Annotated in this window: 11 protein-coding genes; 9 read left to right on the forward strand and 2 right to left on the reverse strand. The window is 46.8% G+C overall.

Going from position 1 to position 11212, the window contains the following annotated elements; translation table 11 throughout:
- Positions 1-68: 68 nt before the first annotated feature.
- From ACQY26_RS04240 to ACQY26_RS04260, 5 genes are all read left to right on the forward strand, one after another.
- A complete protein-coding gene (locus ACQY26_RS04240; RefSeq protein WP_428047872.1) occupies positions 69-917 on the forward strand; it encodes a hypothetical protein in 849 nt (282 codons plus the stop codon).
- Positions 918-1065: 148 nt separating this feature from the next.
- Entirely contained in the window at positions 1066-1977 is a 912-nt protein-coding gene (gene era, locus ACQY26_RS04245) for a GTPase Era (RefSeq protein ID WP_428047874.1), read from the forward strand.
- The gene (locus tag ACQY26_RS04250; RefSeq protein ID WP_428047875.1) at positions 1970-2803 is read left to right on the forward strand and encodes a transglutaminase family protein; all 834 of its coding nucleotides are present in this window, start codon (positions 1970-1972) and stop codon (positions 2801-2803) included. The genes era and ACQY26_RS04250 overlap by 8 nt, the downstream gene beginning before the upstream one ends.
- 13 nt (positions 2804-2816) lie before the next feature.
- A complete protein-coding gene (gene cysK / locus ACQY26_RS04255; protein WP_428047876.1) occupies positions 2817-3710 on the forward strand; it encodes a cysteine synthase A in 894 nt (297 codons plus the stop codon).
- Positions 3711-3720: 10 nt separating this feature from the next.
- A complete protein-coding gene (locus ACQY26_RS04260; protein WP_428047877.1) occupies positions 3721-4890 on the forward strand; it encodes a hypothetical protein in 1170 nt (389 codons plus the stop codon).
- Between the two features lie 74 nt (positions 4891-4964).
- On the opposite strand, the gene ACQY26_RS04265 is transcribed toward ACQY26_RS04260, so the two are convergent.
- Both ACQY26_RS04265 and ACQY26_RS04270 read right to left on the reverse strand, forming a co-directional pair.
- On the reverse strand, positions 4965-5927 hold the full coding sequence (locus ACQY26_RS04265) for an SPFH domain-containing protein (RefSeq protein WP_428047878.1): 963 nt from the start codon (positions 5925-5927) through the stop codon (positions 4965-4967).
- A complete protein-coding gene (locus ACQY26_RS04270) occupies positions 5927-6355 on the reverse strand; it encodes an NfeD family protein (RefSeq protein ID WP_428047879.1) in 429 nt (142 codons plus the stop codon). Before ACQY26_RS04270 ends, ACQY26_RS04265 begins: the two co-directional genes overlap by 1 nt.
- Before the next feature lie 105 nt (positions 6356-6460).
- Between ACQY26_RS04270 and ACQY26_RS04275 the strand changes: the two genes are divergently transcribed.
- The 4 genes from ACQY26_RS04275 to ACQY26_RS04290 all read left to right on the forward strand — a co-directional run.
- Positions 6461-9904: a FlgD immunoglobulin-like domain containing protein gene (locus tag ACQY26_RS04275; RefSeq protein ID WP_428047880.1), complete on the forward strand. Its 3444-nt coding sequence runs from the start codon at positions 6461-6463 to the stop codon at positions 9902-9904.
- A 1-nt stretch (position 9905) separates the two neighbouring features.
- Positions 9906-10715, forward strand: a complete 810-nt coding sequence (locus tag ACQY26_RS04280; protein WP_428047881.1) for a hypothetical protein — start codon at positions 9906-9908, stop codon at positions 10713-10715.
- Positions 10699-10959, forward strand: a complete 261-nt coding sequence (locus ACQY26_RS04285; RefSeq protein WP_428047883.1) for a hypothetical protein — start codon at positions 10699-10701, stop codon at positions 10957-10959. The genes ACQY26_RS04280 and ACQY26_RS04285 overlap by 17 nt, the downstream gene beginning before the upstream one ends.
- A 14-nt stretch (positions 10960-10973) precedes the next feature.
- A partial coding sequence (locus ACQY26_RS04290) for a hypothetical protein (protein WP_428047884.1) occupies positions 10974-11212 on the forward strand: 239 nt, incomplete at its 3' end.

Below are 11212 nucleotides of genomic sequence, written 5' to 3' on the forward strand. Positions count from 1 at the left end.
GTCGTTCTTCTTTATTTGCGTTTGTTAAAGTTTTTCGGCTTGAAGCAATCAAAAATGGAGGTAAAAATATGGTTAGTTTAAAAACGATATTTAAATGTTATAAAGTATTTTTTGTATTAACTTCGTTCTTTATTCTTGGCGGAACGCTACAAAGTTTTGCTGCAGTTGATTTCACCACAGTATTATGCCGAGCCGGATATAAGCAATGTTGTGTTGACGGAGTACTGACTTGCGTAGATGAAGATGACACTAATTACAAGTTTTGTTTAACAACTTGCGCTGATAAAATAGACCCGATAGAAACATGTACGTCCGGGGCGGTACAATATAAACCCAGCGGCACTTGCGGCACCAGCAGCAGGACATGCTGTTCAAGCGGTTCTTGGAGCGGCTGGGACGCCGCCTGCCCCAAAACCTGCGACGGTACAAAGCCCATTACCTTTCAAACATGTACTGCTTCAAACGGTAAAAGCGGTACGCAAACAAGAACGGTAACATGCAACACCTCAACCGGGCAATGGACGACGGGCTCCTGGGGGACATGCACCGCGCCGGATTGCACCAGCGGGGAAACAAAAACTTGTCCTTCCAACAGCAATCAGGTTTTAAAGTGTACGTCTTCGGGAACGTGGAGCACCAGCTGCAGCTGCGCGAATCCCGGCAACGGCAAAGTATACTGCCAAGGTATGGCGATAACGGTGGCGCAAGCAAGCACTTGCTATCACGGGATATGGTCTGATACGACATGCTCCGGTATCTGCTGCTGCGCCGGAGACACCCCCAAGCTTATGAGCAACGGCACCCCCGGTTGTTACGGGATTAGGGACAACGATAAGCTCGGCGGCATACCTATGTGGAAAGGTGCATGCGTATGCCAAACGGCTTCGCAGATTAGGGAAAACTCCGGCTTGCTATAGGATTTACCGGGATAAAACCCGGCTCTCAACTAACCGCCCCGCCTAAGCGTAAGCTAAGGCGGGGTTTTTACCGGGGAATTTTGCTTGGCGGCTTAAATAAAATAAACGTGTGCGATATTCTCATTTTAAATTGATAAAATATCTGTATATGGAAAATAACGCCGAATATAAATTTAAAAGCGGTTTCGCCGTAATGGCCGGGCTTGCAAATGCGGGCAAGTCCACTTTGCTTAATCAGTTCGCGGGGGTTGCGCTTTCCCCCGTTACGCATAAACCTCAAACGACGAGGCAGAACATCCTCGCCATAAGCGAGGGCGACGATTATCAAATAGTTTTCGTCGACACTCCGGGTTTTTTGCATGCGGAATATAAGCTTCAGCAGATTATGCTTAACTCTTTAAACCAAGCCATTAACGAAGACGCGGATTTAGTCATTTTCGTTTATGACCCTACGGCCCCCATGGCGCGCCATACGCCGCTTATAAAAAAGCTTAAAGGTTTATATTGCCCTTTGCTTTTGGTGGTCAATAAAATAGATTTGATTAAAGAAAAGGACGAACTTGACAGAATAATCAAAGCTCTTTCGGCGGAGCTTAATTTTAAGGAAGTTTTCTTGGTCAACGCCAAAAAAGGCGAGGGTGTAAAGCCGTTGGAACGCGCCGTAGTAAATTATATTCCTTACGGCCCGGCCTATTTCCCCAAAGGCCAGCTTACGGACCGCTGGGAAAGATTTTATATAGGGGAGTTTATCCGCGAACAGATATTTTTGCAGTACGGGCAGGAAATCCCTTACAGCACTTATGTGGAAATAGAAAAATTTACCGAGGATTTGGGCGATAAAAACTACATCAGCGCGGTTGTGCACGTTGAAAGGGAACGCCAGAAGCCTATAATTATAGGTAAAGGCGGCAGCGCGATAGCCAAGTTAAGGCAGGCGGCGCAAAAGAGGATAAACGAGTTCCTCGGGCAAAAATACCGTTTGGAATTGCATGTGGCCGTAACGCCCAATTGGCGGCAGAACGTGAAATATTTAAAACGTTTCGGATATATTAATGATTAGCAGAAGCAAAATAAAAGCTTTAATAGATTTAATGGATAAAGAGCCGGAGCTTAAACCCAAGCTTCAGGCTATGCTCGCGCGGTTTATCAGGGAAGAGCCTCTCCAGTTTAAAAACGTAATAGAGGAAAGCTTCGGCGCGGACGTGCCCGGCTATATAAGGGATATCGTCCGTAATATTAAGAGGGAAGAACTCCTTGCCCACTTTAAAGCTTATTTCGCCGTAAAAAATCCTTCTTTGCTCAAAGGCTTCGCGCTTATAGCAAGGTTCATCAATCCGCATCTTTCCCAAAAAGCCGTTTTGGATAAATTCGGCCTTTTGCATAAGAGCCTCGCCGCGCATATGGACGCGGGTTTTGATATTTTCCATAAGGCGGAAGTGATGTCCCGGTTCTTTTTTATCGGCGGGCATTACCGTCTTGAAAGTTTAAGCGCCGGCGCAAGGACGCTCAGCCTGCCCGATATAATCGACTGCGGCGGGGCAAGCAGCTTCGCCATGGCGGCTTTATATTGCTGCTGCGCCGAGTGTTTTGATTTAAAAGCCGATATGTTTGACGCCGGCGGAAAAGTTATGATAAGGCTGCGCGACAAATATTCCTACGAGCCCGTTTATGTGGACGTTTTCGCCGGCGGCAGATTTGTCGGGGAAGACGAATGCAGCATTTATGCGTCCGCGCGCGGCTTTGCGTGGAGCGGGGCTTTTATTTCGCCGATGTCTTCAAAACAAGTGATAAAAAGATTTTTGGCCAATTTGGTATACGTTTGCTACAAAAGCGGCGACGAAGCCGCTCTGTCCGTATTAAGAAAATGTTTAAACTTCGCCGCTTAGGCGGGAGATCAGCGTGAAAGACATTTTATCCTCAATAGGCTCTACGCCTTTAATAAAAATAAAATCTTCTTTGCCGGCCGATATATACGTAAAGGCGGAGCTGTTCAATCCGCTTTCCAGCGTTAAAGACCGCGCCGCTTTTTATATGATAAACTCCGCCGTTAAAGAAGGCCTTTTGAAGCCCGGCGGGACCATTGTCGAGCCGACAAGCGGCAATACGGGCATAGGCCTTGCCGCATTCGGCGGTTTTATGGGGTTTAAAGTGATTCTCTGCATGCCGGAAAGCATGAGCGAGGAGCGCAAAAAACTTTTAAAGCTTTTGGGCGCAGAGCTGATTCTTACGCCCGCGGCCGAAGGAATGAAAGGCTCGATAGCCAAAGCCAAAGAAGTTCTGGCGTCGACGCCGGGGGCTTATATGCCGGATCAATTTTCCAATAAGGCCAACGCTTTTGCCCATTTCGAAACCACCGGCCCGGAAATTTACAAGGATTTGCAGGGCAGAGTCGATATTCTCGTGGCAGGGGTCGGCACCGGCGGCACGATAACGGGTACGGGACGTTTTCTTAAAAGTAAAAATCCCAAAGTAAAAGTGGTGGCCGTAGAGCCTGCGGAAAGCCCGGTTCTTTCCGGCGGGAAGCCCGGCCCTCATAAAATACAGGGCATAGGCGCGGGTTTTGTACCTTCCTTGCTTGATTTAAGCCTTATAGACGAAATCCTGCCCGTTTCCGGCGAAGACGCTTTTAAAGCCGCGCGCAAACTGCGCCTTGAAGACGCTTTGTTCTGCGGGATTTCTTCCGGCGCGGCTTACCGTGCGGCGGAAGTTTTGGCCGCCCGCCCGGAAAACAAAGGCCTTAACATAGTATTAATCGCTCCCGACGGGGGAGAGCGTTATTTAAGCTTGCTTTAAAGGAGATTTTATGAAACTTTTTCTTTCTTTCGTTTTTATGTTTTGCGCACTCGGCGTTTACGCTCAGGATTATTATCTTACCAAAGAGAAAAACAAAACTCCGCTTGCGGTTGAATCCGTTGAGGGCATAGCCAAAACGCTTAAAAGCCTCGGAAAAGACGGCAAGTATAAACCCGTGATTTTAAGCAAAAACGCGGCGGAAGCGGTATATGTTTTGGCGCCCGTTTCTTTGAACACGGACAGCGATGAAGACCTTTCCGTTATCAGCAATTACGACCAATCGGAAGAAGAAATTTCCAAGCCGGGTGCTTTTGCCATAAGCGCGGCTTTGAAAAACGAGCCTGAGGATATCAAAAGCGGAATTAAAGAATATTCCGAGGAATACGGCGAGGAAATCCGCCCGCAGTATACCAAAAGAACTTATGGAAGAATTAATTACGACGTTTGCTCCTTTTCCACCAAAGAAGCGAAAATTATAATTTTAACCGCGCCTTATAACGGCAAATATATATCATTCAATTATATGGCTTCGCCCAATGCGGATCCCAAATCCGTATCCGGCGCGAAGATAAGCCGGGGGGAAGCGGCTTTGGGCATAATCGCTTCAAGCTTGAACAGAGCTGTTTTTGCCTCGGGCGCGGCCAAACAAAACGCGGTGCAGACGCCGAAAATATCGGAACCCGCCGCCGCCCCGGCCGAGGAAAGAACCGCGCCGGTATTGGAGGACTGGTCTTCAAAAAATATTTCCGCGCGGGAAGTTCAATTCTCTTTTAATATAGCCGAAAATGACAAAACATATTCTTATATAATGACTTTGCCCGTAGGTATATCGGCTAAGCCGGAAGGCAAAGAGGACGCCAGAATAATATTAAAGCAGGAGGCTGACGCCCTCATGTGGCTGGAGCCGGTCTTTAAAAACAGCCGCAGCTATAATGATGAAGTTTTGGCAAAATACGCTCCCGGCAAAAAGTTTACTCAAAACCCGACGCGTAAAATAAAAATCGCCGGCAAGGACGTAAATTTTGTCAGGAAGACGGCGCTTAACGTAAATGCGTCAAGCTATTTCTTTGCAGAGGGAGGCCGACGCTTTGTGCTTTCTTTCGTTACGCCTTCTTCTAAACTGACCTCTTATGAATCCGCGGCTTCGGCCGTTTTAAACAAATTTAAAAGCGCGGACTAAAATCTTTGTATTGCTGCTATAAATTAAAAATCCCCCGGTTTAGGCCGGGGGATTTTGCGTTTGTACGTATAAGATTAGTTCTTTTTGCCGTTGGCGGTTACAAGTTCTTTTACCGCTCCGACCGCGCCTAAAATGCCGGTGGCTTCATAAGGCATATAGACGAGTTTATTGTCTTTTCCGTCAACCATTTTCTGCAAGGCTTCTATATATTTTATAGAGATAAGATAATTGGCCGGGTTGGCGAATTCTTTTAAGTTATCGGTAATGATTTTGACGGCTTCCGCTTCGGCCTGAGCCACTTTTACTTTAGCCTGAGCCTCACCTTCCGCGGCAAGGATTTTAGCCTGTTTCTGGCCTTCGGCTTTGTTGATTGCGGCTTCTTTCGCGCCTTCTGCCTGCAAGATTTGGGCGCGTTTGGTGCCTTCCGCTTCCAAAATTACGGCGCGGCGTTCGCGTTCGGCTTTCATTTGTTTTTCCATGGCTTCGCGTATGGCGGGCGGCGGGGTGATATCCTGAAGTTCCACGCGGTTTACTTTTACGCCCCATTTATTGGAAGCTTCGTCAAGAATGGCTCTTAGTTTGGCGTTTATGGTTTCGCGCGAAATTAAAGTTTGGTCGAGTTCCAATTCGCCGATAAGGTTCCTTAAAGTGGTCTGCGTAAGCTTTTCAATGGCGGTTTGCAGAGAGGCCACTTCATAAGCCACTTTAAGGGGCTCGGTAATCTGGAAATATATAAGAGCGTTGATTTTGATGTTTACGTTGTCTTTGGTGATTACGTCCTGCGGGGGAAAATCATAAACGGTTTCCCTAAGGTCTATTACGCAAATCTGCCTGGGGGTTCTGTCCGTAGGGTATTTCCATTCTATATACTTGGGTTTGTCGAAAAACGGCACCATAAAGTTTATGCCGGAAGTTAACATCCCGTTGTATTTCCCGAGTCTTTCCACGATTATCACAGTTGCCTGCTGAACCGTTTTTACGCCGGTAGCAAAAAATATTACGGCAAGAATAACTACGAATATCAATACGCCTTCCATTATTTACTCTCCTTTTCTACTATTAATTTGATACCTTCCATTTTCAAAACTTTCACTTTGTCGCCCTTTTCAAGGGTGGCTTCACAGCTAAGTTCCCAAAGATCGCCGTCCAGCTTGGCGTAATACTTTGAATTTTCTTTATCCGCTTGGCATACTGTAAGTTCTTTGCCGGATAAAGCGTCCATATTGCTTTTAAATCCTTCCCCTTTTTTGTACATATGTTTAAGCATAAAAGGCCTAAGCGTAAAGAAAAATGCAAATATCGCCGCCGCCGCTATGCCTATCTGCCAGTAAAGATTAAGCCCGGCCCAGCTGGCCAAAGCGGAAATCATCGCCGCCAAACCGAAGCAAGATAAAGAAAAGTCGGCCGTAAAAATTTCCCCTATAAGCAAAGCTATGCCGAGTATCAGCCAATAATGTGCGGGCATAAAACCTCCTAATTATAATTTTGTTTGAAAAATTATACAAATATTTAATCTTATGCTACAATAAAAATATATTATTGACTTTATATCCTTTTAGGAGGAGCATTAATGCTTTTATCAAAAAAATCGCTGTCAGCGTTGCTGTCCGCAGTGTTTTTGTGTCAGCAAGCCGCTTTTGCGGCGTCGCCGCTGGATACGGCAAGAGCTCTTGACGCGCGGCGTTTTGCCGTCGTAAAGACTGATTCCGAGGAGCCGGTAAAACTGGAAAGTGCCGTCCTTGAGAAACTTGAAAAATTTAATAAGAAAACAGGCGCTTCGTGGCGTATAAGAATGAACGGCGCGACAAAAACGCCCCGCTCTTTGGTGGGCGGAAGAAGCGTACGCGTCGGTTCAGGCGATAAGAACGCTCTTAAATTTATTAAAAGCAATAAAGATTTGCTCGGCGTTAACGAAAAGGACCTTAAACTTTTAAGAAAGCCTTTAAAATCAGCCGTCGGCACGCACTTTTATTTCAGGCAGTATTATAAAAATTTGCCGGTGGAAAACGCTTACGTTAAAGTAAATATTGATAAAAACGGCTCCTTGCTTAACTATCAGTCAACTTATGTTCCCGATTTGGATATCGACGTAAAAGAAAGCGTTCCCGCGGCTTCGGCGGCTTTGATAGCCGCGCAAGACGCCGGCGGCAAAGCTTTAGGCTCCCCGGAAAAAGTAATTTACGTTACGCCCGGTACGGCTCAGGCCAGGCTTGCTTGGAAAACGCTTGTTCAGGGCGGGGAAAACGCCCCGGCCAAATGGGATTATTACGTTGATGCCCAAACCGGCGACGTTCTTAACAGAATAAGCAAACTTTTTTACGCTTCCAGAACAGCCCAGTTTTCAATTAATATAAACCCGGTCTATCCGAAAGCCCCCGGTGTTTCGACGCAGACTTTGCCTCTTTCCAATATGTACGTTTACTCTTTTAACGGAAGTGGCGCGCCGCAGGCCCCTCAAACCACGTCTGCCGCCGGCGAAGTTACGACTTCCGGCAGAATGTGGGCAACTTTATCCGGGCCTTATTTTACGGTTACCAACGAAGCCGCCCTTACCAAATATTACGTGGAAAAAGGAGAGGACGAAACTTTTGGATTGGATTGGACGGAATTTACAAAAGGAGCCACATGGCAGACTTACAATGCCTGCGAGAACAGCGGGGATTACCCGGTGTTTTCTTATCCTTTGATAAAAAATCTTAATATCGGCAAAATGAACGTGTCGGGCGACATTGAGGATAAAAAATTCTTGTTGCTGGGCAGCTCGCTTCCTTCCGACAGAGTTTTGGGCGCTTATATAGGCAGATTCAACTCTTTAAACGGGCCTCTTATTTCCAATTATAATTCGGCCCAAATGATGAATATATCCGCTTATCCCGCGGATTATACTCCGGGCGAAAGCGATTATTCCATAACCTCGTTTAACAAACTTTGCGTTCCTTCCAGCACGCCGGCGCGTTATACCTCCGCGGATACGTCTACGCTGCCGGTTGTAATGGCGAGTGACAATATACAAACGCCGGAAGCCGTCGCGTTTTATAACCTTAACGCAATGCGCGATTATTTTGTAGGCTTGGCGGGCGGTGATTTTGATCTTAACGGCCATATGCCGGTAATGGTGAACGCTTCCGGCTCCAGATACAGCAGCCATGACGACGGTATGCAGAACGCTTTTTATGATTTGGACGCCGATGTGATTTTGGTCGGACAAGGCCGCTACGACGTCAGCAAGAGCCAATATGTAAACTTTGCTCTTGAAAGCGCAATCGTCCGCCATGAATATGTCCACGCGGTTGTAAACAAAATATGGCCGATAATTTATTTTGACGAAGGCGCGGCGATTTCCGAAGCCGTGTCCGATTACTTTGCGCTGTCTTCCCTTAAAGACGCGTCGGGCAAACCGTATACTTCCATAATCGGCGCATACGTCGCGGGGACTTCCGGCGAAGGTATGGCCCGTAACTTGGACGGCACCGATTCTTACACTCCCGAAAAATGGATAGCCAACGGCGCGCCTATGGGCCAGCACGCCAACAGCAAGTTTTTAAGCCAGGCTTTATGGCAGCTTAGGATATCCTCTATCGGCGAAAACATAGATAAGCTGGTTTGGAACGCATTGATGTTCTTCCCGGACAGCTTGCTTGAATTCCGCGACGCTATGATTGCCGTTGCGGGTATTTCTGCAATAGGCGGAAACTCCGCTTGGGTTACCGCCGTTGAAGACGCTTTTGACGCGCACGGTATTACCTATGACAATATCATTACCGCGCAGGGCGATATTTACGAACCTAACAACGGCCCCTATGCGGCGGCCGATGTGGATATAGCTTCAATTTCAAGGAAAGAACTTTCCGCGAGCATAAATCCCGCCAGCGATATGGATTATTACAGCATTTCGCTGCCGGAAGGCGAATTTAAAGCCGTGCTTACTATGCCGAAAGTTAGGGAAGGAAGATATATTCCGCTTGGTATGCTCTTGCTTGACGCCGATATGCAAACGGCGGTTGATTTGGTGCGTCCTTCCGACGTCCCGGATGACCAACAGGGCAATACGGGCATAACGACGAATCTTGAAACAATAACCCTAACTTTCAACGCGCCGTCTTGGGAAGGTGTTGACGGAAGCGGCAATCTAAGGGGCAATACGGGCCGTTATATCTTAGGCGTTTATAAGCTTTCAAACGGGTATTATCCTTCGGATATTTCCGCGGATACCGGCGCATATAAACTTAATTTTACTTTTGCGCAGGGCTCCAATGTCGGCAATGTGGAGGTTCAGCTTGACGATTTTGAAGACGGTAAAGAAATAAACTTTAAAGTTCCTTTCTGGGTTGCAGGCGGAAGCATCATGGATGCGAACCCTCCTTTAACGGAAAGCGATTTTAGGCAGCTTGGGCTTGAAGGCTGGTATCCCAATAGATATGAAGCCTTCCATTCCTGCAGGCTTTTGGACTCAGATTTAAATCCGATACCGGGGGCTGATACCATAAGCGGAACATATTTGAGCGCGAGTGATGTGCGTTATTTTGCCGGCGGGTTTATATCCGGCAAGGTTACGCTTCAAAACGGATTCTCCTCCTTGGGGCATAATATGGTGTATTTGCAGGTTTTCGGCAAATTGCGCTCGAACAAAGCCGATCAGGACGTCGGAAACACTAATTACCGCGAGGATTACGGAGTTGTTTCTTTGGGCATTTCAAACCCGATAGTTACGGCTTCAACCAGCGGGGAAGAAGTTTATATAAAAGATTCCGTCTTCAACCCGATGAAAGGCGGCAAAGTTAAATTTGAAATCGTTCCGAAATCCGACGGAAAGTTAAAAGTCCAAATCTTTACGATTGACGGCTTGCTCGTCAAAACGATTAAGGACGGCGACGTCAGCCAAGGCATTACGCAAATAGTCGAATGGGACGGACGCAACGGTGCGGGCAAAGTGGTTGCCAGCGGCGTCTATCTGCTGCGCGTCGACGGCGCGGGGATAGACCGGAAGCTTAAGAAAATAGTGGTGGTGAAATAATATGAAGAACATTAAAAAATATTTAACTTCCTTAGTTTTTACCGCCGTTTTAGCGGCTTCCGTTTATGCGCAGGATGCCGGCCGTACGGCTTTGCCTTTCCTTAAAATGGATATGGGTGCAAGATATTACGGTATGGCGGGCGCGGCCACGGCTTTGGCCGATGACGTTACGGGTATGGCCTTTTATAACCCGGCGGCTTTGGGTATGGTGGAGTCTTTCCAGTTGGCCGGAACCACTTCCGAAGCGCAGCTTGATATGAAATACCATCACGGCGCTTTGGCTTTCCCGGTAGGTTTTTTAAGCATATTCGGCAATAATCCTTTGAATATAGCCTTTTCCGGCTATGTGTTTGACAAAGGCGATACCGATGACGTATACAGCCGCAAAATCGGCGACGACTGGTCTTTCTCTTTCGGCATAGGCGAGCATATCGGCACTACCGCTTGGGAGGCTTTCGGCACCTCTTCCGATTTGGAACATTATATCGGCGTTACCGGTAAATATTTGCGTTCCGAACTTGCCAAACCCGGCGAGGCCTTCGGTGCCAAGCATTTTATCAAGAACCTGTTCTTAAATAAAAAGCTGAACACTGCCAAGGTAATGGAGTATGGCGTACTGGAAGAATACCGTACCGTGGGAATGCCCCTTGTGTTGATTCACCAGGTATTTTTAAAGATTGTTGCAAATTACGGCGCAACCAGGGCGGAAACTTCCTGGGTATTGGATGAGAATACGGACTCTTCGGGATTCTGTAAAGCAGTCTGCGACGGAGTTTATAAGAGATATATAGTGTATGAAAAAGAAATCTAATGAGGATATAAAAGTATATCGTGAGGAGCGTTTTGATAAGCTTCCGAAGCTACCCTTTTTGGAGTATCCCTTTGAAGGGGAACTGTTGAATCTGATTAAAGAAAACAATCTTTTTAAGCAGGAATATTATTATATTCAAAAGGATGACTCCTATGCGTTTTTTGTGGTGTATCACAACCGGATGGATATTTTAACCTTCGGTAAAACTATCCGGTCAAAGTCATCGGTTTCCCCTGTTCTTTAAGTTATCCGGGGTATGTGACCAATGATGAAAAGCTTATGTTGGATTACATCAAAACCATCAAGGGCGCAAAGCTTGTGTTGAATGTTTCAAACCCCATCGCCCACGGCAGTTACGTAATCGGCGAGACATTGCCTACCTGTATGGTAGATTTGACATGCGGTAATGAAGGGCAAAGCTACGGGACGGCAGAGGACTATTTTAAAAGTTTTCGAAGTTCTTACCGCAGAAGGATTCGCCTGGCCATCAAGGCCTG

This window comes from Candidatus Proelusimicrobium excrementi (genome assembly GCF_937881865.1).
GTDB classification, from domain to species: domain Bacteria; phylum Elusimicrobiota; class Elusimicrobia; order Elusimicrobiales; family Elusimicrobiaceae; genus Proelusimicrobium; species Proelusimicrobium excrementi.